Raw genomic sequence first — 25,067 nt, 5'->3', positions numbered from 1 at the left:
CATGCTGAGCCGCTACAGGATAATGTAAGGTATAGCCCCGGCTGTTTGCAACCGGGGCCTTTTGTCATTTTAGGCTATCACCGCTTCGGTGCGGATGCGGATGTTCACCTGGTAATCGTCCACCTCAAGGAGTGTACCATCTACCACATTTTCAGTCAGTTCAAGGCTTAGCGCCTGGGTTTCGGCCTGTATGTAGTCACGGTAGTTTTCCACAGCGGCGTTTACCTCCTGCACCGATGCCTGCAGCACGATGTGGATCTTGTCCTGCACCTCCAGATTGCTGTCTTTGCGCAGGTTCTGGATACGGTTCACCAGTTCGCGGGCTATGCCTTCCTGTTTCAGTTCTTCGGTGATAGTCACGTCGAGCGCCACAGTCAGTTTGCCTTCGCTGGCTACCAACCAGCCCGGAATGTCCTCTGAAGAGATTTCTACATCGTCCGGCGTCAGCACAGCCGTTTCCTCGTCGCTGATTTGCAGTTCGATCCCGCCTTCACGTTCCAAGTGCGCGATGTCCTCCTGGTTCATTTGCTGCACGGCGGCGGCTACCAGTTTCATTTTAGGCCCGAATACCTGACCCAACTTCTTGAAGTTCGGCTTGATTTTCTTCACCAGTATACCTGACGTATCGTCGATGTACTCCACGTGCTTGATGTTCACCTCACTCATGATCAGGTCTTCCACGGCCTGAATTTGTTGGCGTGTCTTATCGTTGAGCACAGGTATAAGAATACGCTGCAGTGGCTGACGAACCTTAATGAAGTGCTTCTTGCGCAGCGAGTGCACCAGCGACGAAATGGTCTGGGCCAGTGCCATGCGCTCTTCCAAGTCCTTGTCGATAGCGGTATCCTCTACTTCCGGATAATAAGCCAAATGCACTGATTCCTCTTTGTGCTTACCGCTCACGTTGTTCAGGTCACGGTAGAGTTGCTCGGCGTAGAATGGCGCAATCGGCGAAGCCAGCTTGGCGATGGTCTCCAGACAGGTATAGAGCGTCTGGTAAGCGGCCATTTTGTCTTCGTTGTACTCGCCTTTCCAGAAGCGCTTGCGGTTCAGGCGCACGTACCAGTTGCTCATATCATCCACCACGAAGTCCTGAATCGCACGGGCAGCACGGGTTGGGTCGTAGTCTTCCAAGAAAGTATCCACGTCTGCAACCAGTGTGTTCAGCTTTGAAATGATCCAACGGTCACTCTCGGTTCTGCGCTCCAACGGCACTTCGTCTTCGGCAAACGTGAAGTTGTCCAAGTTGGCGTATAGTGCGAAGAAAGAGTAGGTGTTCTGCAGCGTACCGAAGAAACGGCGCTGCGTCTCTACCACACCCTCCGGGTTGAACTTCAGGTTATCCCAAGGCGGCGCGTTGGCAATCATGTACCAGCGCACGGCATCTGGACCGTACTTGCCAATCATCTCAAACGGGTCGATGGCGTTGCCAAGGCGCTTGCTCATCTTGTTGCCGTTCTTGTCGAGCACCAGTCCGTTAGCGATGACGTTCTTATAAGCCACGCTGTCTTCCAGCATTACGGCCAGCGCATGCAGGGTAAAGAACCAGCCGCGTGTCTGGTCCACACCCTCTGCGATGTAATCAGCCGGGAAGTTTTGTTCGAATATTTCTTTGTTCTCCAGCGGGTAATGCCACTGTGCATAAGGCATGGCGCCTGAGTCAAACCAAACGTCGATCAGGTCTGTCTCTCTGTGCATTGGCTTTCCAGAGGCGCTCACCAGCACAATGTTGTCCACATACGGACGGTGCAGGTCGTTTATCTCAACAGAAGCTTCCATCAGACCAGCGTCCACGGCACGGTCTATCTCTTCGCTCAGTTGCTGGATAGAGCCAATGCAGATTTCCTCTTCCCCGTCCTCGGTTCTCCAGATAGGCAACGGTGTACCCCAGTAGCGCGAGCGCGACAGGTTCCAGTCCACCAGATTCTCCAGCCAGTTACCAAATCGGCCTGTACCTGTTGACTCCGGTTTCCAGTTAATGGTCTTGTTCAGTTCAATTAGTCTATCCTTTACAGCCGTGGTTTTAATAAACCAGCTGTCCAGTGGGTAGTAGAGCACGGGCTTGTCCGTACGCCAGCAATGTGGGTAGGTATGCTCGTATTTTTCTACTTTAAAGGCTTTGCCCTCTTCTTTGAGTTTGATGGCTATCAGTACATCGGTCGGCTTGTAGTCAGGAGCTGACTCATCTTCGCCGGTGTAGTTCTTCACGTACATGCCGGCAAAGTCGGTTACCTCTTTCACAAAGCGGCCTTGCTTGTCCACGAGCGGCATCGGTTTGCCGTTCTCATCTTCCACCATCAGTGCCGGAATGTCGTTCTGGGCAGCTACCCTAAAGTCGTCCGCACCAAAAGTTGGAGAGATGTGCACGATACCGGTACCGTCTTCTGTGGTCACGAAGTCGCCCACCACCACACGGAATGCGGGTTTCTCCGGCTGCACGTAAGGCATCAACTGGTTGTACTCCACCCCTGCCAAATCAGCACCTACAAACTCCTCCACTATCTTGTAAGGGATCAGCTTGTCGCCAGAGTTATACTCGGTCAGCGGAATGCCGTCGGCCTTTGGGTTGAAGAAGCGACTAACCAGGTCTTTGGCCAGTATCACCGATATAGGCTCGTAGGTATAGGGGTTGTAAGTACGCACTTTCACGTACTTGATGCCTTTGCCTACGGCCAGTGCGGTGTTAGCGGGGAGCGTCCAGGGGGTGGTTGTCCAAGCCATGAAGAATACTTTTTCTTCCTCGTACTCGAACAGGAACATGTTACGGGTGATTTTCTTCACCTCGAACTGCGCCACAATGGTCGTATCCTTCACCATTTTGTAGCAACCTGGCTGGTTGAGCTCGTGCGAACTCAAACCCGTACCCGCGCCCGGTGAATAGGGCTGTATGGTATAACCTTTGTATAAGAAACCTTTGTCGTACAGGCGCTTCAGCAGGGCCCATACCGATTCAATGTATTCGTTCTCAAACGTGATGTAGGGGTTGTCCAGGTCCACCCAGTAGCCCATCTGCTCGGTCAGGTCATCCCACTGGCTCTTGAAGCGCATCACTGTTTCGCGGCAGCGCTGGTTATACTCCTCTACTGTTATCTTCTTGCCGATGTCCTCTTTCGTGATACCCAGCTCCTTCTCTACCTGCAGCTCTACAGGCAAACCGTGCGTGTCCCAGCCGCCTTTGCGGTTCACTTGAAAGCCTTTCAGGGTCTTGTAGCGGCAGAAAATGTCTTTCACGGCGCGGGCCATCACGTGATGGATACCCGGCGTACCGTTCGCCGACGGCGGTCCTTCATAAAACACGAAAGGCTTGTGCCCCTCTCTTGTCGATACCGACTTCTGAAAGATGTTATGCTCTTTCCAATAAGCCAGCACATCTTCGCCTACTTGCGCGTAGTTCAGGTTTTTGTATTCGTTATACTTTGCCATGTTAAGCACTTACTTCTTCAGGTAATTCATCTTGTAATTTCAACTTCAGCTGGTTCAGGTCAAGCTCTTCGTCTTCGTGCTCCAGATAGAACTCATCATAATGCTCTATCAGGGCATAAGGGTCGCGCTTGTACTTGCCGCTATCAAAGCTCATCAGCAAAGTTGGCAATATAATCAGGTTTGTGAATAATGCAATCAACAAACTCACCGACATCAGTACGCCCAGGGCCTTGGTTCCGCCAAATTCGGAGAAGGCGAATATCACAAAACCGAAGAACAGGATGATGGACGTGTAAATCATACTCGTGCCCGCCTCCGTCAAACTCGTCGTGATGGCGCGACTCACGTGGAACCCGTTGCTCAGCAACTCGCTGCGGTACTTGGCCAGGAAGTGAATCGAGTCGTCAATGGCTATACCTAGCGCAATGCTGAAAATCAGGGCCGTGCTCGGCTTCAGCGGTATGTTGAAAACCCCCATCAGTCCCCCCGCAATCAGGAGCGGTATCATATTGGGAATCACTGATATAATCACCACCCTTGCCGACTTAAACAACAAAGCGATGACAATAGTTACCAACACGAAAGCCAGCAGCAGGCTCGAGCGTAGGTTGTTGATAAGGTATTCGTTACCCTTGATGAACAGAAGTGTCGTTCCCGTCAGGCTGACCTTAGTTTCTGCGCCCGTTTCGTCGCGGGTAAAGGTCATCGTGTTGCCTTCTTCCGTTACGGTCACGCCTTCGCCGCCATAAATCTCGAGCAGCTCCGGTTTTATTTTGCTGATGATCAGCGTATCGAGCTCTCGGGAACCCGCGTCGGCCACTTTGAGCGAGATACGGGCCGTCTGCCCGGTGCTGTCCACGAACGAGCGCAAGAGCCGCTGGTTGTCGCCACTGTCCTGCTTGGCCAGGTAGCTGAACACAAAGTTTCGCTCGGTGTTGTCGGGCAGTCGGTAAGAGCTCGGGTCACCTTCGTAGAACGCCTGCGTGGCCGTCTTCACCAAGCCTACTATCGAGATAGGCGCTGACAAAATAGGCTGCGTGCGCAGGAAGTCCTCGAGTTGGTTGAGTTTGTTCAGGTTCGGCAGTCGCATAACGCCCTGCTTTATACCTGTGTCCACGATAATCTCGAGCGGCATCACCCCGCTGAAGTGATGCTCAAAAAAGGCAAGGTCAGCATTCACACTACTTTCTTCGGGCAGGTCATCGACCATATAAGACACCGTTTTCACTTTATAGATACCCCAAAAGGATGCCAGCAAAGCGACGATGGTGAAGAAGTAGACCAGATGGCGTTTGTGATGCACGATGTGGTCCAGGAATTCCAGAAACTTGTTAAGCGGCCTGGCGTCGAGGTGGCGCAGCTGCCGTGGCGTGGGCGGTGGCAGGTACGAGAACACCACCGGTATCAGGACGATGCTGATGACATACGTCACAAAGATGTTGATTCCCGCCACGACACCAAACTCGTAGAGAATGGCGACATGCGTAAAGGTGAACACGATGAAACCAATCGCCGTCGTCGTGTTCGTCACCAGATTCACGACACCAATTTTGCTGATCACCCGCGCCAGCGCCATGATCTTGTTGCCGTGCCTGCGGTAGTCGTAGTGATAGCGAGTGAGTAAATAAGTCGTGTTCGGTATACCTATCACCACTAAGATGGCAGGTATAAGGCCAGTCAGTAAGGATATTTTATAATCCAATAAGGCCAGCGTGCCGAGCACCCACACCACCACCATGCTGATCATCAGGAGCGGGAAAATAACGGCGTAGAACGACCGGAAGAAGATAAAGAGTGTGATACCCGTTACCAGTAAGGCCAGCACCAGGAACATCTTCATCTCGGCGGCCACCTTGGTTGTCATGACCGCACGCACAAAAGGAAGGCCCGCATAATGCAGTTTTATACCTGTTTTCTTAGAGAAAGCCTCGGTACGTTCCATGACATCATCCATTACCTGTACCCGGCGGGCCGAGTTCAGATAGGCGGGGTCCACGGTAATGGCCAGTAGATTGGCACCTGTTTTTAGGTTGATGATTTGCCCGTCGTAAAAGCCCTGGTTGCGCACTACCCGCAGCATGCTGTCGAGCTGCGCCTGCGTCAGCGGCATGGGTTTAAAAATAGCGGCGGTGGCAAATTTGCGGTCGTCCGTATCTTTCACGACCTGTATCAAGTTGGGCAGTGAGATAACGGCTTTCACCCCATTCACCGTGGTTAGCTGCTCCGATAGCTTCTTAAGTTCCTGGAAGTGCTCCAGCTTATAGGCTTTCGGGCTCTGCATGCCCACTACCAAAATGTTACCGTCTTCGCCGAAAGTTTCTTTGAATCGCTGGAAGTACACCATATCGGGGTCATCCGGCGACACGACATTGGCGAAATCGTACGACATTTCTGCGTCTTTGGCCTTGTAGCCCATAAACGCAGTAAGCAACGCTAACAGGATGAGAAGTCTCAGCCTGTTTTTAATAATGAAAATGGCAATCTTATTCCACATGGTCCCCAATAATTCGGCAAAGGTAAGGAATTTTAATTTTTTGTGGGTTTAAACACCGAAGGTATGGCGTTTGAGAAATCATGATTTATCGGGCTCAAGACCTAGATAATGAAGCGGATACAAATAAAAAAGCCCTTACCGGTGCGATAAGGGCCTTCTCTTTAAATTTTATCATTTATTTCTTTTTGTCTGAAGAAGCGCTTGATGATTTGTTCTCAGGTACGCAATTGGGCACCTGTTTTCCGTCTTTCTTCTTCATTCCTACCTGTTCGTAGCCTTTCCAGCATGGATCTTTGTCGCTACTGCTTTTTGAATTTGAAGTGTTTGCCATAGCTTTTGGTTTAGTGTTACAAATTTGCGGGGGGTATGCTATACCTTAAAGAAAGCTGATAATACCTTTTGGTAGCATCCCTACTACTTATAACTCACTAAACCCCTGGTTTGTTATTTTGTCAGGTTTACTTGCCACAGCTCAATCAAAGGCAGTTATACAGCCTGCACTGCCTCCAATGTGTGCTCTGTCCTGATTCTACATGAGACAATCAAATCTCGTATGTCTCCCTGTTTATAAACTCACCACACCCTTACTTATTAAACGGTGTTAATCAATTGTTTACGTTCTGTATAGCAGCAATTCCAGGAGCGTAATCCACATAAATTTGCCATACCGATGCCTTTAAGGAATGAACTTACTTAACATAAGTAAACAACTTATATGGTAATCAGAACAAATTAATTCGCTGCATGGGCAGGTTGTTGTACCTGATTTATGCGAAATGCCGGTGCCTGGTAGTCGGATGGCAGGTAGCCCGCAGGTATGGTCACCATATTTCCGTCGCGCTGTGCCCGGTAATGCGGCGACAAAATCTCTATACCTGCTTCGTTGAATTTATCCTGAATGTTCTGATGTATATTGGAGTAAATAGTAGCCATGCTTCCTGCGCTTCGGGTATAAGCGTTTAGCTGGTAGCTTACATAGAAATCATCAAGGCTGGTTTGCAGCACAAAAGGCTTGGGCTCCTGCAGAATCATGGGGGTAGCCAAAGCGGCATTGATCAGGGCTTGGTGCACCTGTGCCCATGGCACGTCATAGCCTATCGTGACTGTGGTATTAAGTATAAGTCCTTTGTTTTGCTCGTTGCAGCAGTTAGTGTAATTGGTGGTGTGATTTGTCAGGATCATGGCATTCGGAATGGTAATGTCTTCATTCTTGGTGGTGCGTATGCGTGTTACCAAGAGTGTCTTCTCTATCACATCGCCTGTGATATCGTTTATCTTAATCCTATCCCCTATCCTGAAAGACCGCATGTAGGTGAGCACCATACCTGCCACCATGTTGGCGATGGCCGATGAGGAGCCCAGCGAGAAGAGTATACCCAGAAATACCGAAACTCCTCTGAAAATATCGGAATCAGAGCCCGGCAGGTAAGGGAAAACAACCACAAACATGAATGCATACAGCAGGAAGCGCACAATGTTGTAGGTCGGCCTGGCCCAATCAGCATAAAAGCCTGATATCTCTAGTTTGCCACTCTCCACCTCGTCGGCCAGAAACCGAAACAGCTTCACTGCATAGTGCGTCACCACTACAATCACGAGTATCGTGAGCATATTAGGTATATAGCTAAGTAAGCCCAAGCCTATTTTGCGAAGCGGGTTTAGGATGTAAAGCAGCAAGGTATCGGCATAGCCTTGCGTCCAGGGGAATATGCTGAAGAGCACAGGCAGCAGGAAATACACCAGCATGAAAATAACGACCAGTCGAACGAATTTCATCACAGTGAGCACCAGACCCACTTCCCGCTCCGGCGTGAGCACCTCGTAATTCTTTACCTTAAAGCCTTTGATCCATTTGTTCTGTTGCTCTTCTACTTTCAGGAAGATGTACCGGAAGAATTTGTTCACATACCTGATCAGCAGGAAAAACACCACCAGCACCAGTATGGCCAAGCCTATTTCCGTCAGGATTTCACGCAAGCTGTACTGCTCCGAAAAGGTTTTGACGCTTCTTCTGATGTTGGCAGCATATATTTCAGCCAATTCCTTTCTGGATTTGTCCGCTATAGCGGCATCAGCTTCTGTTACGCTCATCAGTACTCGGTCGGCATAGTACACATCGACAGACAGGGCGTTTTCCAGCACATTTATAGAGTCAGGTTGAAAGAAACGGTCTTCTGCCAATGCCTGGATACGCCTGCCTATCGCTTCGGCTCGCTCTTCCTTGGTGAACGAGCCCACCGGGGCGTATAGTACAAACAGCGTGTCACGTTGCAGTATAACCGGGGCACCGGTTGGTTTAGTAATAGTAGTATCAGGTTGAGCTATTGCCGGTATAAACGCTGAAAATAGAAACAGCCATAGCAGGAAGAGTGATTTCATGTGTGAAAACGATGAGTGATTTTTTGAATATAATAAAAAAAACAGAAGCCTGTATAGTTGAAGCCTCTGCTACCCTGGATTATCCTTCCTGAATCTATAACTAACTGTTAACCAACTGAAGCTATTTGATTTACACCTTGGTGTATACGCAAACATCCACGGCTTATCAACTGCGTACTTTTTACTCCTGCACCCAATCATAGAATCGCTTGAAACCAAAAAGGCGGTACTACCGAAGCAGTACCGCCTTCCTGTTCTTAGAAGTCCAGGCAACTTAAGCCAGCTTCTCAAATATACTCTTGAAATTAACGGCCTTGTCGATGTAGCTATACAGTTCGCTGATCGGCATGCGCACCTGCTCACGGGAATCGCGGTCGCGCACGGTCACCGTGTTGTCTTCCAGCGTCTGGTGGTCCACAGCGATGCAGAAAGGCGTTCCGATCAAATCCTGACGGGTATAGCGTTTGCCAATGGAGTCACGCTCTTCGTAAATCATGTTGAAATCGTAGCGCAGTGAGTTGAATATCTCGGTTGCTTTCTCTGGCAGATCGTCTTTCTTCGTGAGCGGCAGAATGGCGGCTTTCACCGGAGCCAGCGCCGGGTGGAATTTCAGGAAGGTACGGCTCTTGGTTGTCTCGCCCTCGGTGATCTCCTCTTCGGTATAAGCACTGCAAAGTGTCATTAGGAACAGGCGGTCGGCACCTACTGATGTTTCCACTACATAAGGGATATAGTTACCGTACGGTTTGCCGTCCTCGTTCAGGTCGTTGTCGAAGTACTGCATTTTCTTGCGGCTCAACTCCTGGTGCTGCGTCAGGTCGAAGTCTGTGCGGGAGTGTATACCTTCCACCTCTTTGAAACCAAACGGGAACTTGAACTCGATGTCCACGGCAGCGTTAGCGTAGTGAGCCAGCTTCTCGTGGTCGTGGTAGCGCAGGCTGTCGGCAGGTATACCGATGGCCTGGTGCCACTTCTTACGGGCTTCTTTCCACTGGTTGTACCACTCCATCTCTGTGCCGGGACGCACGAAGAACTGCATTTCCATCTGTTCAAACTCGCGCATGCGGAAGATGAACTGACGGGCCACGATCTCGTTACGGAAGGCCTTGCCGATCTGGGCGATACCAAACGGCACCTTCATACGGCCGGTTTTCTGTACGTTCAGGAAATTTACGAATATACCCTGAGCCGTTTCCGGGCGCAGGTAAATGGTGCTCGAATCTTCGGCTACAGAACCCACCTGCGTCGAGAACATCAGGTTAAACTGACGTACCTCAGTCCAGTTGGTTGTACCAGAGATCGGGCATTTGATGTCTTCACGGATGATGAGCTCGCGCACTGCGTCTAATTCTTCGGCACCTAAAAGCTTGCCCATTTCCACCAAAAGCTCACTAGCTTTATCGTAGTGGCCATCGGCTTCGTACTGGGCGGCTTTCTCCTCTATCAGCACGTCGGCACGGTAACGCTTCTTCGAGTCCTTGTTGTCGATCATCGGGTCGTTGAAGCTGTCCACGTGGCCGGAAGCCTTCCAGGTATGCGGGTGCATGAAAATGGCGGCGTCTATACCTACCACGTTCTGGTGCAGCTGCGTCATGGACTTCCACCACAGGTTTTTGAGGTTGTTCTTCAGCTCTACGCCCATCTGGCCGTAATCGTACACAGCCTGCAGACCATCGTAAATCTCGCTCGACGGGAACACAAAGCCGTACTCCTTTGCGTGCGAGATGATATCTTTCAGTTGTGCGTTTTCTACAGGGGTTTTCTCTTGTGTCGCCATGTTGCAAAGATAGAGGATAAAGGTGTGATTATGCCATACGGCCCTCACAGAATTTTGAGTGGCCAGGAGGCGTTTCCTTTTGGTTTTCGTTCTTGCTGTATGGCTTTTTGGAGTGATTCAGGTATAGGGATTCATCTGTTAATAATTTCTTAACATTGGATAGTAAACCCTAACCCTCAAATTAGCTTACCTTTGCGACGTTTTTTATAAACTCACCCAACTTTAAAAAATGGCTAAGACTAAAAAGGCTAAAAAGGTTTCTGTTTCTACCCAGCCTTACAAATTTAGAAAGCGTTTCAGTCTGCTGGACGTGATGCTCCGTAAGGACAAGAAATTCCTTTATTTTATCGCCTTCTCCTTTATCCTGGCAGGTATGGTGTATCCATATGCTTCTATTGCCATGTGGGTGGGCTTTGCGTTTGCGGGCTACTCAGCCATTGCCAACGACAGTATCCAGACCATCGGTACGTTTATCGTTTCCAACGAGAAAAAAGCCTGGTATTGGCAGTGGCTCTTCATGGGCTCTATCTTCCTGGGCACCGTATTCTACAGCTGGTATGTGTTTGATGGCGACGTTACTTACCAGCGACTTGCCTCCAAAGGTTTTGATCAGAACCCGGATAACTTTGTGTTCCTGCAGCTGGCCGCTCCGATTATCCTGTTGCTCCTGACCCGCTTCCGTATACCTGTATCTACTACCTTCATGCTCCTGAGCGTGTTCACGGTGAGCTCCGGTGCGATCGTGAGCATGGTTTCCAAAAGCTTGATGGGTTATGTGGCCGCTTTCATTTCAGCCTTAATCATCTACCTGTTGCTTTCTAAGGTGATCAAGCGCTTTATCAAAGGCGAAGCGCATGGTGCCTGGATTGTGGCCCAGTGGGTGATTTCTGGTTTCTTGTGGCATACCTGGCTGGCGCAGGACTTGGCCAACGTAGCCGTATACCTGCCGCGTTCGCTTAACGTTTGGGAATTTGCAGCCTTCGCCGGTTTCATTTTCGCTGGTCTTGGTGTTCTGTTCTTTATGAAGGGGGACAAGATTCAGGGGATTATCAATGAGAAGTCAGAAGTACGTGATGTGCGCAGCGCCACTATCATCGACTTGGTCTACTCTATCATCCTCTATTACTTCAAAGAGGTAAACAATATCCCGATGAGTACTACCTGGGTGTTCATTGGTTTGCTGGCTGGTCGTGAACTGGGTATGCGCCTGAGAGCCCACGACAGCGGTGTTAAGATTGCCAGAACTTTTGGCCTCATCGGTAAGGATATCCTGTCTGTGACGATCGGTCTGATCATCTCGATAATTCTGGCTGTTGCCATTAATCCTGTTATACAGGAGGAGATCTATAACTTCTTTTTCAACTAAGCTATACCTGCTATAAAACAGAAAAGGCCTGGCATAAGTCAGGCCTTTTCTGTTTCTAAAGCTGCAAAATAGTGAGCGAATCTGTGCATAGGGCTTCCCCATAACAGCTTTAATTTAACTCTATGACATCAACTGCTTGGTTTTATCCACAGCAAAAAACAGCTGTCTTAAGTGCTAGATATCCTATGGGTATACCTGCATGAGGTTCCAGGAACTCCGTTTAGTTTATTGTGTTGCAGGCTGATTTTGCAAAAAAAAATCCCGGCCCCTTTGCAGAAACCGGGACACATGTAGAAAACTATTTTACTATTTCTCTGGCCAAACGACTTCCAGATCATCATTGATGAAAACGCCGAAGTTTACGGCGATCAGCTGGTCTTCGTCGAAGTAAAGGTCAATCATTTCTTTCTCGTAGGAAATGCGTGTTTCGCCCGTTTCCATTTCCTCCTCTTCCAGATCCTCGTACCCATGGTCAGCAAAAAGCTGCTTCACCTGGTCGCGGCTCATCTCAAAAATGCGCTCCTCCCACAGCTTCACGTCGCGGTTGGCCGTTTCAATGCAGCTTAGTTTGTAATCATCTTCTTTGTCGAAGTATAGCGAGTAACCCTCTTCCCAGTAATTCCAGGCCTGGTGTTCGAATTCATCTTCTTCATCAGACTCTTCAATCTCCTCAGGCTCGCCCAGTAGTGCTTCTACTTCTTCCATTGTAAGGCCAAACTTGATTTTACCAAGCCCCTTGCCTAACCTGATTTCTTTGTTAACCATGTTGTTTGCTAGTTTTTATCTTGTTTGCAAAGATATGTGATTTACTAATTTCGTTACTAAAAGGTTGAATTATCTGCTCCTTGTTTATTTTTCAGGACTCACACCTCTCCCTGAATTCTTTCATCAGTTGCTGGTATTCCGGGTTTTCTTTTGCCTCATCCCACTTGACTTTGAATATCCGTGCCGATTCGGCCTTTACCGGATCCGGGTCTATGGGTAATTGCTCGCGTCCGTGTGCTCCGCTCTGCCCTTTTTTATCGTCGGGCACAGGCCCTTTATACTTCTGCCCGGTGCGATGGTTGGCATAACGGCGTGAGCGGGTATAGCCCATTTGCAAAAACTTGCGTGCCATGTCGGCCCCCACAAAGTCCTTCTGCTGCACGTAGTCCAAAAACAAGCCGTAGATATGCTCCGATGACTCCCGTGCGATCTCAGGCGTCTTAAAGCGCCAGTGCGGCAGTATCTCCGACTTATAGGGCTCTACCAACAAAACACCCTGCTCTCCCTTTCCGACACGGTATAACTCCGGATTCTTTCTGAAATCGGTTTCTTTGAAATTCAGATCATAGTTAAATTTCGTTCCTCGCCCTTGTGTCATCCGTTAAGCTTGTCAATTTAAATTGGTTGTCTTCGTAGAGTACCGGGTACTGCTCCGGGTATATGATGATGAAGCTGTTATCCTTGTATCTTCTCGACAGCACCCGCGGCACAGAGTCCAGTTCGCTGATGTAGGATACGGTTCCCTTGCGGGCTGAGATCACGATCACCATATCGTCTTTGCCTATACCTGTTTTGTTTTGCTCAAATTCACCCATGGTCGGACGTGGCAGGTACTCGGCCTCAATGGCTGGCTTATTGGCCTTCACCTCTGTCTTAAGCCTGTTGAGCGTTCTTCTGCCTGCCATAAACACTACTTTGGCTCCCAGCTGCAGAGATAGCAATTTCACGGAGCGTATCCAGCGCAGAAACCCTCTTTCCAGTTCTGCGTTGGCTGGCACCATTACCACGATCCTGTTCGTTGTGTTCAGTGGTTGCACGATTTTACACACCAGAATCATCTGCTCAGTGTTCTTCAGCAGGTTGTCCAATACGGTTCCGAAAATCCTGTCCCTGGTGGTTATTTTGGCGTTCCATCCTAGCACCACTTCCGTTATCATCAATTCTTTGATAGCTCGCAGTATACCGCTGGCCACGTTTATGTCTATTTTGGATACCAGTTGCACATCATGGTCTGTAGCCGATGCATGCTTAATGGCCTCCTGTAGCATTTTGTTCTTCTTATAGATCTCCTCATCGGCATGTTCGTTGTCTATTACCACCGCCAGCGGATATATCGGTTCATCATATTGGGGGTTCTTCAGCATAATAGCCAGATCAACCAGATTTTCCAGTGTCTTCGGATTGGCTATCGGTACCATAATTCGGTCTGGCTTTTCGCTGAGATCCGGCTTTCTGCGGCTTTCGATAATGGCCAGGACCTTTGCTGCTTTTTGCGTGATGAAGGAACTCCCCAGCGATGTGGCCAATATCAGCACTACTGTCAGGTTGAGGGCTGTTTCACCGATTATACCTAGCTCATACCCGACTAGTATCACGGCCAGCGTGGCTGCCGCCCTTGCTGTACTCAGTCCAAACATCAGGTTTCGCTGGGTAACGGAGTACCTATACAGCTTCTGTGTGATGTATGCCGGCAGCCACTTGGTAACTAAAGCCAGGACGATGATCACGAGCGCCATCAAGATGGTCTCTACCCCCTCAAACAGTACGGTCACGTCCACGAGCATCCCCACGCTTATCAGAAAGAAGGGAACGAAGATGTTGTTACCCACGAACTCCAGTCTGTTCATCAGCGCTGATGTATGCGGTATAAGCTGATTTAATGCCAAGCCCGCCAGGAAAGCTCCCAATATCGCCTCTACCCCGGCTAGCTCAGCCAGAAATGCAGCTGCAAATACAAGCGTCAGCACAAAAATGAATTGTGCCCCCTTTTCGCTTTCGATTTGTTTGAAGAACCACTTGGCTATAATGGGAAATACAAATAGCACGATGCCCACAAAAATAGACAGCGACACCATCAACTTTATCCAGTAGCCTACTCCTATGTTCCCCTGCGCTACTCCTGCCACCACAGCCAGCACCAACAGTACGGCTGTATCCGTGATTATGGTGCCGCCTATCGTCACAGTGACTGCCTCATTCTTTGTAAGGCCCATCTTGCTTACAATTGGATAGGCCAGCAAGGTATGGGAGGCAAACATACAGGAGAGGAGCACAGCTGAGTTTATCTGATAGTCGTAGCCATAAAAGAACAGCAGCGTTCCTGTAATTACCGGAATCAGAAAGGTGAGAGCCCCATACACGATGCTTCTCATTTTGGTCTTCTTGAATCCAACCATATCCATTTCCAACCCCGCCAAGAACATGATGTATAGTATACCTACCGTTCCGAACAGAATGATGCTGGAATCCCGTTGCAATAAGTTGAACCCGTTTGGTCCTACTATCACACCGGCTACAATCATTCCTATAATGCCCGGTACTTTCAATCTATTCATTATAATGGGAGCCACCAAAATGATCAGTAGCACCAGCGTGAATATCAGAACCGGATCCTCGAACGGAGGCACCAGCTTTAGAAGTAATCTCATAGTTTAGTTTTAGCGTTTCTTTTTCTTCTTATAAATATAGCTTTTTATCTCAAAGCTTTTTTCCGGCTTTCTGTTTAAGGGTTTTTTTTGCTTACTTATCCAGCTTTCCACATCTTACATGACCTTATTAATTTTAATTAGATAAATTCTTAAATAAATCTTCTTTCATCATTAAGGCTGTTTATAAGTTGATAAGTGTGGAACATCTGAACTTGTCCCCATTTCTTATTTCTATACCTTCAGTTTGCACTTGTGTTCCCACATTTAATTTTATTCCTGTTTTTTGGCTGTCAATTACTTATCTTCTTTATCCACTTTTGCCCATTCTGTGTGCATTTCTTTTTTCACATTGAATATTGAGCGTGGAAAAGCCTTTTTAACGGGTTCGTTTATACACTCGTTTCCACTTTTTGCGTGTTCCACGGCACCTTTTGGATACTGGCTTTATAGTCTTGATGTTAGTTATCAGATTTAACCCACAATTGTCCACATTTATACCCACGTTTTTTGTGGATTTCTTCACAGCGATTTTGATTTATGGATTCATCGCCGTTTTGCAGGACCAATTCCCTATTTTCTCTCTCTATTACGGAACTTTGCTGTTATTCTTTGCAGCTTTATTTGCAGCTGATTGAATTGTTCCACAGGTATAATCCTGCCATTGTGTTATCAGAGTCAACTCAAATCATCACTTGATTTAGTAGCCGATGCCATACCGGTAGTAGTGTTTGCGGTCACAGCTATTATTTGCAGCTGATACTAAAAGAAGTTATAGAGGTTTTGCTTTCTGGGGAGTGTTTCAGATGGTACTGCCATTCATCATTCAATGGCAATGGAAGGAGTATTCAGTGATCGTTAGAATGGACATGGACTCTCGCTTTAACAGGCCTTTGTCATAAAGTACATAGTGTATCTGCTATTAAGCTTCTCTACTCTCTTTTGCTTTAGTCTATGCTGCTCTTTCTTTTCAAATTTAAGCGCAACATGACTCGGTTTGCCAAGACTGACCTTTCACTTACGAATTATGATTGTTGATCACTGATTATTCATCTCGTTTTGATGAGACTGATGTGTTATTTGTTCTGGTCTCTTCACATACTATACCTTATCAGTTTCATTCAGATTAATGCTTCTGTTAAGGGGGTTGTTGTAGACAATGCTTTAATTCACCTGATTTAGGTCTTCGCTTTTTTAATCTTCAGACCTAGTCAGCGAATCTTGAATGGAGTGTTATTTAACCGATATTTTTGAGGCTGTCATCCTATCTGGTTGTTGATAATATCACCAGATGTTTTTCTTAAGTTGATTGCGGCTATATTGAAACGTTAATTATCCACGTCTGGCAGTTCCATTTTTGGCATGGAACAACAAAAAAGGGAGCTACCACTAGCTCCCTTTTTGTTAGAATTTAATGTTCTCCTCTACCTCCCAATTGGCCCTTATCTCGAGCGCCTTCTTGTGGAGGTATACCTTCTCCGGTGGTCTTTTAAAATTGGGATCCCCACCGTCCCATTTACCGTTTTTATTTTCGTCCACTATTATTCTGATGTAGTAGGTTCCGGGTTCTATGTTTTTGAAATCATAGGATTTGGCGTTTCTGATTTGCCTTTTGACTTTATACTGGTTGTCTAGTAACTGTACAATGTAAGATGGGTTTGTGCTTGTAATACTTCCTTTCAGGCTGCCGGCACCTTTGGCCTCTGCAACTGTAAATGTTAAAGGCGTAAATTTTAATTTGTCTCCTTGTACTGGAGCTATACCCACACTGTCGAGTATGACTGTGGCCTGTCTATTTCTTCCCTTCCAACGGGGCACTACGAAACTAAGTTCTGTGGCTGTACGATCTAATTTTACCTGATTTGGATATGTAAGTTTGGTCACCAAGATCGAATCGGCAAGTATAGCAATAGGTTCCTTAAAGTTGATTCTAACAGGCGTTTCTAGCTCAATCGTTATGGACTGGCCTTCGCTGTATGTGTTGTTATTGCTGGCACCGTTGTCCTTTAGTTTTGCGCCCTGTATTCGCTGTGCTCTCTTGCCTTCAAAATTTATTTGAACAGTATCTATTGTTCTGTTTGCCGCAGAGTCCATTGCGGTTAAAAGTGCCATACCTCCTTTAAATTTGGCGTCTCCAAATAGCTCTATTATTTTTCCATCGGCTGATATTTTGTGGACTAAGGTATCTTTAGGAGAATTTATCGGCCTTGCGATAAAGCTTTCTATACCTTCGTTATAATTGCTCACAAAACGGTCCAGGTACTTTTCACGACGCTGGAGTATTGGCCGCTTCGTATCAATTTTAACTGTCTCTAAAAGTAATTCTTGTCCTACAGACGTGATCTGTATTGGTTCGCTTTTATAGGCAATACGTTCGTTTTCGTTATCGTAAGTCGAACTGTTGTTTTTATCTGTTAAGGCAAATATCCTATATTCTCCTTCCTTAATGTTTTCAAAAACAAATTCTCCAGCTTCGTTCGTTTGTGTTTGATAGTATGGTCTGCTCTTTCGGATACTCAATGTATCGGATGTTGGGTATAATGCTACGATTGCTTCTTTTTCGGGTTGTTGTTTCAGCAAGTCCAGAACTACTCCGCTTACCCGGCTCGAATCTATAAAATTACCTGTGCTAAAAGTTAGACGCAGTGCTTCCGCTTTGTTTTTCTCTGTGATGTCTTCTATCCCTTTCCTAAAGTTGAAGGTATAGGTGGTGTTCTCTTCAAAAGGTTCCTCAAATACTAGCTCCAAACGCGTCTTGCTGGTTTTTATCTTGTATTTGTTATCAGTATAAGGAGTGATCAACAGTTCTTTCGCTAAGCTATTCTGCTGTACTTCTTCATCGAAGTCTAATGTTATGGTTTGCGTTTTAACATTTAGTTCTTTGTGCTTGGGATTGCTGCTTTCTAATGTGGGAGCCTTTTCGTCTTTCGGTCCACCCTCTGGGTTGTTAATGCTGGCGCATGAGGTGGCGCCTACCAGAGATGCTATAGCAAGAACTATGTTGAAAATTTTCATGCAATCTTCCTTTTAAAGAAAAACAGGCAAACTTTCGCTTGCCTTGTTCTAAATTATTAACACTGTTTGGTTAAAGTTATTTTTTTCTAGCAACAAAAATCAGACTCGAGTAATCGTTTCCATTTTTCTCAGCATAGCTGTTAGATTTAAACCCGTTCATCACGCTGCTGATCATTTTTACTTTCCCCTCCTTTTGCTTCTCGCTCAACATGCTTACGTAGTAGGCATCAAATTTCATAGGAAGCACCTCCTGCAGTTTCATCTTGTGCTTTTTGAGTAGCCTTTTCATGGTGTCCTGCGTGAAATGATACAAGTGCCTCGGTACATCATAAGCTGCCCAATCTGCTTTGTATAGTTGAGCGTCGTGCGAATCAGCATTTGGAACAGCAATGATTAAAGTGCCGTCTTCCTGTAATTGGCCTATCAATTCGGCTAACGTCTCATTCAAAGTATGGATATGCTCTAACACATGCCAGAGGGTGATAACCTCGAATTTCTCTCCAGCTATTTCCTGCAGACTTTGTGCTACGATTTCTCCTGTTTCCTTAGTAGCCTCTTCTCTTGCCTTGTCGTTTGGTTCTATACCTCTTATCTCCCACCCATCGTTTTTACAGGCTGCCAGAAATACTCCGGTACCGCATCCATAGTCCAATATGGTTCCTTTGGCCGGCGAATTTCTGTTGATAAGTTCTACTTTTTGCTTTGTAGTTATAGACCTTACCACGTGATAGGCCCTGTTGATAATCCCGGTCTTGATGTTGCTATGCGAAATGTATTCCTCAGATTCGTAGTATTTGCCAATACTGTTAAGGTCCGGCCTTGGGTTGGTGAACTTGAATGAGCAGTTCTCACATTCCACAATCACAAAGCTTTCTTTCGACACAGCGTTGTCAGTTACTACCAGGAAGTTTTTGAAATCTTCTTTGCCGCAGATCGGGCAATGTTCCAGTCTTTCGTAGCTCATTTATTTCCCCAGGTATACCATGAGTACCGAAATATCAGCTGGTGAGACACCACTTATGCGCGAAGCCTGCCCAATGGTTTCAGGCTGTACACGTAATAGTTTCTCTCTTGCCTCTGCCGATAATGCCGGTATATTACGGTAGTCTATTCTTTCTTTTATGTTATAGTTCTCCAGTTCACTCATTTTGTCAGCCATGGCATGCTCTTTTACAATATAACTTTCATACTTCACGGCAATCTCGGCTTGCTCTACGCTGTCAACTTTGAATTTGCTTAGGTATTCAGCTACAGCAGGTATAGCTGCTGAAATATGTTTAATCTCAATATTCGGACGCTTGATCAGCTGACCAGCTCGTTGCTTTTCGACTATTGGCGCAGAGTTCATGCTTTCCAGCATGCTGTTGATATCTCCTGGTTCAACTGGCTTATTATTCAGGTATGCGATGATTTCAGCTGTTTCTTCGATCTTCTTATCCACAGCTTTTTTTCGACTTTCATCTGCTAAACCAAGCTCATAACCTAACTTAGTAAGTCGTATGTCAGCATTATCCTGTCGCAATAAGATGCGATGTTCGGCCCGTGAAGTAAACATTCGGTATGGTTCATCTGTACCTTTGTTAACCAGGTCATCGATTAGAACCCCTATGTAAGCTTCCGATCTTTTGAGTACAAACGGTACTTTGTCGTTTATCTTGTTGTGTGCATTTATACCGGCCATCAATCCCTGGCAAGCGGCTTCTTCATAACCGGTCGTTCCATTTATCTGACCCGCAAAGTATAGGTTCTGCACCAGTTTAGTTTCCAGTGTCAGGTTAAGCTGCGTTGGTGGGAAGAAATCATACTCAATCGCATAGCCCGGTCGGAACATCTTAGCATTTTCGAAGCCTACTATCTTGCGCAGTGCTTTTAGCTGTACGTTCTCCGGCAAAGAACTTGAAAAGCCATTTACATATACTTCTACCGTGCTCCATCCTTCTGGTTCCACAAAGATCTGGTGACGATCACGGTCAGCGAAGCGATTGATTTTGTCTTCAATGGACGGGCAATAGCGTGGTCCCAATCCTTGGATACGGCCCTGGAACATGGGGGATTTCTCAAATCCAGTCTTTAGGATTTCGTGTACCTCAGAATTGGTATAGGTGATGTAACAGCTGCGTTGTTGTGCAAGCGGAGTCGTGTCAGTATAGGAAAACTTCGATGGGTTTTCATCTCCGAACTGCTCTTCCATTTTGGAATAGTCCAGGCTTCGTCCATCAACACGTGGTGGTGTGCCGGTCTTCATGCGACCAGCCTCAAACCCTAATTCAATAAGTTGTTCGGTAAGACCTTTTGCTGATTTTTCAGCTGATCGGCCTCCTCCCATTTGTTTCTCGCCAATGTGGATAATACCATTCAAAAACGTACCATTCGTCAATACAACGGCCTTTGAACGTATAGTTATCCCCAAGCTAGTGCGTACACCAACAGCCTTTCCGTCCTTTACTTCTATACCTGTTACCATCTCCTGCCAGAAGTCAACATTATCTGTTTGCTCTAATGTCAAGCGCCAAGCTTCAGCAAATCGCATGCGATCGCTTTGCGCTCTTGGGCTCCACATAGCAGGGCCTTTAGATTTGTTGAGCATGCGAAACTGGATCATCGTCTGGTCAGTTATGATACCGCTCATACCCCCCAGTGCATCCACCTCTCGCACAATCTGCCCTTTGGCCACACCTCCCATCGCTGGGTTGCATGACATCTGAGCGATTGTATTCATGTTCATGGTGGCTAATAGTACTTTGGAGCCCATTTTGGCCGCTGCTGCTGCTGCTTCACAGCCTGCATGACCTGCCCCAACAACTATAATATCGTATTCTGGAAACATGTATTCTGGATTTAAGGATGTTTCACGTGAAACATCAAAAGAAGGCTGGTAATTCCCTCAACTGCGATTAAAATTTCCGCAAAGATAAGGAAGAATCTTCTAGTTTGCGCATAGTTGCCTCTTGCTCTGGAGTCTTATCTTTAAAACCAAGCAAATGCAAAACGCCGTGAATGATGACGCGGTGAAGTTCGTCTTCGAAAGAGGTACTGTGTGTAGCAGCATTGTCGCGCACGCGATCTATGCTTATAAAAATATCACCTTCGATGGTGCCTTCCTCATCGGCATTATCGAAGGTGATGATATCTGTGAGCGTATCGTGATCAAGATACTCCACGTTAATGCTGTGCAAATAATCGTCGGAGCAAAAAATGTAAGTAAGATTGACCAATTCCTGATCACGCTGCTCTATGATCTGAGCTATCCAATCAGAAATTTGGTCTGGGTTGCTTAATGAGAAATCGATGTCCTCGCTAAAGAACTCAATTTGCTGATCCATTCTGTAATGACGTGATATTAAAGATCAACTGTACTTTTTTACCGTTATCCAGGAAATTTACTTCATCACAAAGATTGCGCATCAAAAAAATACCGCGACCTCCGGGACTCTCCAGGTTCTCTGGAGCCGTGGGATCTGGAAGGCTTTCGTAATCAAATCCAGGTCCTTCGTCCTCAACCTCAAATAGAAGCTGATTGTTCTCAACCTGCAAAGTAAGGTATACGATCTTTTCTTTATCGAATTTATTGCCATGTCGGATGGCATTGTTTACAGACTCAGTGACGGCCACCATAATGTTTCCATACACATCGTCTTCAAACTCGAATTCTTCCTTTGAATTGTCTATGAAGCTTTCTATTACCCGGATGTTCTCGATTAAGGAAGGAATCTGAATTTTAACCTGATTCATATACTGATAAATGTAGCTATAAGGTGCGTTTAGTTACTTATGTTCTGGAAGTACTCGCTGACTTTCTGTTTATAGTATGGTGACAGAGCCGGCGGCACAGTCTTGAGTAATTCAGTTTGTTTCTGTTTTGTTCTTAAATACTTGTCGAAGGAAGGAGGAACCTGGCGGGCAATGTCCTGAGCGCTCTTTGCTTCGCGTTTATTGTCCAATTCCCGCTCCTTCATAGACTTCTCAGCTTCAAGTAGGCGCGTAAGGATTTCACGTTGCCGCATTATGGTCTGCTCAGTCAATCGTTTATTAACGAGATCAGTTTCGCTTTGTTCCATCATCTTGGCAATATTTCCCAGGTTGCCGTTGGTGCCGTTTTCTCCTGGTTTCTGGCCTTGTTTCCCGAGTTCTTTTAACGCATTGCGCAAGGCTTCCTGCTCCGCAGCTAATTTAGCTAATTCTTCAGACAGTGCCTTACCTGATTTGCCTCCTTTTTTCAATTCTTCGATTTTTTTATTCAATGCGTCTTGCATCTGGCCAAAATCGCCGGGCTGAGGTTTATTTCCCTTCTGTTTGCTAGCCATATTACCCTGCATTTGCTGCATAGCCTGTTGCATTTGCTTAAGTGCGTCGTTGAGCATAAGGGCCAAGTTGTTCATGGAGGTCATGGCAAGTTGTTGATGCCCTGTGGCGCGTCCTACGTTACGATCCCGGAGTTCCTTCATGCTGTTATCCATGCTTTGGTTCATCTGGGCAACCTCGCGGGTAACAAACGACTCCAACTGAAACACCTTCTTGGCAAGGGAGAAAAGACTGTCTTCTATTACCTTGGCATTTTCCCGGAGTGAGAGCTGCTGCTGAGACAATGCGATAAAACCTGGGTCGCTTTGGCTAACGCCTCGGAAGGATTTCATCAGGCTTTCCTGGTCAAAAGAAAGTTTGATGAGGTTTTCGAGGATGTCACGTAAGTGATCGAGGTTCTGTTGCATACCGTCCATACTCATGCTATTCTGCATTTGTTCCATTTTCTGGGCCATCTGTTTCATCTTCTCCCCTGCCTTCTGCTGTGATTCGCTGGCTTTTTTATTCTGGTTTTTCTCCAGCTGCTGCTGGCCTTGATCCATATCCTGCTCGATCTGCTGCTGTTCCTGTTGCAACTGCTCCTCGTCCATTTGATTTGGGTGCTGCAACTTGTCATTGAGGTCTTTCAGGTTTTTCAGGTCCTCCTTTAGATCGTCGAAATCTTGTTTAATAGACTCTTGTTCCTGTTGCAACTGCTTGTTGTCTTCCTGCTTATTGGCAGTTTTCTCGGAAAGGTCCTGCTGCTCCTGGGCCATTTTCTCGAGTTTGTTGGTAATATTATCAAGCTTCTGTTCGAATTGCAGCTGCTTAAAAAGCTCCAGGGCACGATCCAATTCACGCTCCAGATTACGCTCGCGATTGTCGAGTTTGCTCAACAGCTGCTGCAGTTCCGAATCATTCGGTCTTTGCTCCTGCAGGAGTTTCTCCAATTCCTGGTAAAGCTTTTTGGTTTCTTCGTCCAGCAGGCTGTCCATGAGTTTTTGCAGTTCCTGAGATTTTTCGGCAAGCTGTTTATCCTGCTCGCTCAGCATGTTCTGCTTTTTATTGAGTTCATCAAACAGCTCTTTCATAAAGGAAATATCTTTTTCCAGCTGCTTTTTCTTCTCTACTAAGTCCTCCAACTGCTTTTTATCCTGCCAGTTCAGATCTCGCTTGGTCTTCATTTTCTCCTCAGAGCGAGTAAGCTCCTCTTTCAGCTTGGTGCTCTTTTCAAGTGAACGACTAAGCTGGCTCTCCACCGACTGGGCATTGCTGACCAATTCCTGCTCTAACTCTCGTCTACTGGGTATTTTCATCTCATAGGTACGCGTCCGTGCACTTTTCGGTCCCTTTAAGCCATCATTGTCCCATACCTGCACAAAATACTCCAACTTGTCACCTGGGTTTAGGTTTAGAGCGGCGATGTTCCATTGATGATAGTAGGTTTGATTAAGCTGCTGTTTGTTCAGGGGGAGCATCCGGCTCTTATATTTGGCCTGCGGGCTTTTCTCATTACTGACTTTGTAGACTAACGCAAGGCGCGTGAGACCGTAATCGTCCGAGATTTCGCCGGCAAGCACCATAAACCTGAATAAGGCAGAATCGTGGTACTGCTCCAGCGTGATTTTCGGATGACGGTCAGGTATGGCAGTTATCTGATACTTGATGTCCTCTTTGTTAGTGCTATGTTCGTTGCGCAATGCAACCGCATAATCCCGGCTCGCAGAAAACTGCTTGGTTGCTGTGAATAAATTATCTTGAATACTTGCCTCAAGCAATTGAGAAGGGTTTTTGAAGTCGAGTTTTACACTTTTAGTTTCAGTAGCCGAGAAACTCCAGGTGATGGTGGTGCCTTCGGGCACAGTGGCATTGCCCGTATTCTGGATTACTTCTGGCTTGCGCTTCAGATATGCCGGGTAGGCCAATTTCATCTGAAAGTGCTTGAGGTTAGGCCGCGACAGCAAGCGTAAGTTATAGTCGTCTGACATAAAGCCTGATCCTTCCAATTGAAACTCCACCGGCTTTTGTAGTTGCTTGAAGGTATAGGTATAACGATTGTTACTGTCTTTGTTCAACCGCTGGCGTCTGCCATTGTAATGGAGGTATACCTCGTTAGGTATGGCTTTACCTTCTATATCTACCTGCAGCTCGAAGTCCTCCCCCCTGTAGGTCTGCAACGACTCATTTTTCACCACAAAATTGAAAGGGGCTAAAGGAGTATAATGCTTTTTGTAGTTGAGGATTCGCTCCGTACCCTGCACAAATATAGTAGGGTATAGCAGCCCAATCAGCAGCATGATAACGGCGGGAAGGGCAATGTACTTCAAAAGCGGTTTGTTATCGCGGTAGGTGATCGCCTCGGTAAAAGGGTAGCTAACCAATTGGCTGGATCGTTGCTCAATACTAGCGGCAATCAGCTCATTTGTCCGATCTAAGTCTTTTAACTGGATGGCATTCAGTAGCTTATCTTTGATTTCGGGGTAATGGTCGCCAATGCGTGATGCGGCCTGCTCATCGGTGAGCAGTTTTTTGAGATTGGCAATGGCCGTGAGCGGGAGTAAAATCCATCGGGCCAGCACATAGACGATTAAACCGATAAAAGAAAAGAGCAAAAAGGCGCGAACATAGGCTGGAAAATAGAAAAGGTACTCTAGCAAACTATAAATGATGTAAATAGACATGAGCAAGCCCACAGCGAACAGGCTTCCCCGCAACAGTAGGTTGAGGTAAAACTTCTTCTTGAAAGCCTGGAGCTGATGCAACAGCCTGTCTAATGCATCATGTTCGTTCATGTGCTAACTCCTTTTCTATTACCAATCTATTTCAAAAGCATACGTGTAGTTACGGATAACCTGGCAGGGTTAATTTACTATTAGATAAAAATCAAAAAATCTTACAGAAGCTATACCTTAACAACCGCCT

Annotated in this window: 15 protein-coding genes; 1 reads left to right on the top strand and 14 read right to left on the bottom strand. The window is 46.7% G+C overall.

The genetic code is table 11. The features are described from left to right. Positions 1–69: 69 nt before the first annotated feature. The 5 genes from ileS to H9Q13_RS09670 all read right to left on the bottom strand — a co-directional run bounded on the left by ileS (position 70) and on the right by H9Q13_RS09670 (position 10,073). Positions 70–3,423, bottom strand: a complete 3,354-nt coding sequence (gene ileS, locus H9Q13_RS09690; RefSeq protein WP_191183594.1) for an isoleucine--tRNA ligase — start codon at positions 3,421–3,423, stop codon at positions 70–72. Between the two features lies 1 nt (position 3,424). Next, positions 3,425–5,917, bottom strand: a complete 2,493-nt coding sequence (locus tag H9Q13_RS09685) for an efflux RND transporter permease subunit (RefSeq protein WP_191183593.1) — start codon at positions 5,915–5,917, stop codon at positions 3,425–3,427. Between the two features lie 175 nt (positions 5,918–6,092). Then, positions 6,093–6,248, bottom strand: coding sequence for a hypothetical protein (locus tag H9Q13_RS09680; RefSeq protein WP_191183592.1), 156 nt, complete (start codon positions 6,246–6,248; stop codon positions 6,093–6,095). A 401-nt stretch (positions 6,249–6,649) separates the two neighbouring features. Next, a complete protein-coding gene (locus H9Q13_RS09675) occupies positions 6,650–8,296 on the bottom strand; it encodes a mechanosensitive ion channel family protein (RefSeq protein WP_191183591.1) in 1,647 nt (548 codons plus the stop codon). Positions 8,297–8,570: 274 nt separating this feature from the next. Then, positions 8,571–10,073, bottom strand: coding sequence for a glycine--tRNA ligase (locus tag H9Q13_RS09670; RefSeq protein WP_191183590.1), 1,503 nt, complete (start codon positions 10,071–10,073; stop codon positions 8,571–8,573). Positions 10,074–10,302: 229 nt separating this feature from the next. On the opposite strand from H9Q13_RS09670, the gene H9Q13_RS09665 reads away from it, so the two are divergent. Next, on the top strand, positions 10,303–11,439 hold the full coding sequence (locus tag H9Q13_RS09665; RefSeq protein WP_191183589.1) for a hypothetical protein: 1,137 nt from the start codon (positions 10,303–10,305) through the stop codon (positions 11,437–11,439). Positions 11,440–11,745: 306 nt separating this feature from the next. Here H9Q13_RS09665 and H9Q13_RS09660 read toward each other — a convergent pair whose 3' ends face one another. The 9 genes from H9Q13_RS09660 to H9Q13_RS09620 all read right to left on the bottom strand — a co-directional run bounded on the left by H9Q13_RS09660 (position 11,746) and on the right by H9Q13_RS09620 (position 24,937). Continuing rightward, a complete protein-coding gene (locus tag H9Q13_RS09660; protein ID WP_191183588.1) occupies positions 11,746–12,204 on the bottom strand; it encodes a hypothetical protein in 459 nt (152 codons plus the stop codon). A gap of 91 nt (positions 12,205–12,295) precedes the next feature. After that, positions 12,296–12,802: a DUF4385 domain-containing protein gene (locus H9Q13_RS09655; RefSeq protein ID WP_191183587.1), complete on the bottom strand. Its 507-nt coding sequence runs from the start codon at positions 12,800–12,802 to the stop codon at positions 12,296–12,298. Then, positions 12,774–14,852 carry a cation:proton antiporter gene (locus H9Q13_RS09650; protein ID WP_224744194.1) on the bottom strand — a complete coding sequence of 693 codons (2,079 nt, stop codon included), beginning with the start codon at positions 14,850–14,852 and terminating at the stop codon, positions 12,774–12,776. Before H9Q13_RS09650 ends, H9Q13_RS09655 begins: the two co-directional genes overlap by 29 nt. Before the next feature lie 1,401 nt (positions 14,853–16,253). Further along, complete coding sequence (locus H9Q13_RS09645) at positions 16,254–17,864, bottom strand: Ig-like domain-containing protein (RefSeq protein WP_191183586.1); 1,611 nt, start codon at positions 17,862–17,864, stop codon at positions 16,254–16,256. Between the two features lie 76 nt (positions 17,865–17,940). Next, entirely contained in the window at positions 17,941–18,828 is an 888-nt protein-coding gene (locus tag H9Q13_RS09640) for a class I SAM-dependent methyltransferase (protein WP_191183585.1), read from the bottom strand. Further along, complete coding sequence (mnmG, locus tag H9Q13_RS09635) at positions 18,829–20,691, bottom strand: tRNA uridine-5-carboxymethylaminomethyl(34) synthesis enzyme MnmG (RefSeq protein WP_191183584.1); 1,863 nt, start codon at positions 20,689–20,691, stop codon at positions 18,829–18,831. A gap of 67 nt (positions 20,692–20,758) precedes the next feature. Beyond that, entirely contained in the window at positions 20,759–21,187 is a 429-nt protein-coding gene (gene ybeY, locus H9Q13_RS09630) for an rRNA maturation RNase YbeY (protein ID WP_191183583.1), read from the bottom strand. Then, positions 21,171–21,596, bottom strand: a complete 426-nt coding sequence (locus tag H9Q13_RS09625; protein ID WP_191183582.1) for an ATP-binding protein — start codon at positions 21,594–21,596, stop codon at positions 21,171–21,173. The genes ybeY and H9Q13_RS09625 overlap by 17 nt, the downstream gene beginning before the upstream one ends. A gap of 29 nt (positions 21,597–21,625) precedes the next feature. Beyond that, complete coding sequence (locus tag H9Q13_RS09620) at positions 21,626–24,937, bottom strand: DUF4175 family protein (protein WP_191183581.1); 3,312 nt, start codon at positions 24,935–24,937, stop codon at positions 21,626–21,628. Positions 24,938–25,067: the final 130 nt, after the last annotated feature.

Origin of the sequence: Pontibacter aquaedesilientis, from assembly GCF_014773225.1 — a bacterium.
In the GTDB taxonomy this organism is placed as follows: domain Bacteria; phylum Bacteroidota; class Bacteroidia; order Cytophagales; family Hymenobacteraceae; genus Pontibacter; species Pontibacter aquaedesilientis.
The sequence above is the reverse complement of the archived record's forward strand: the minus strand, read 5'-3'. Positions and strand labels throughout refer to the sequence as shown.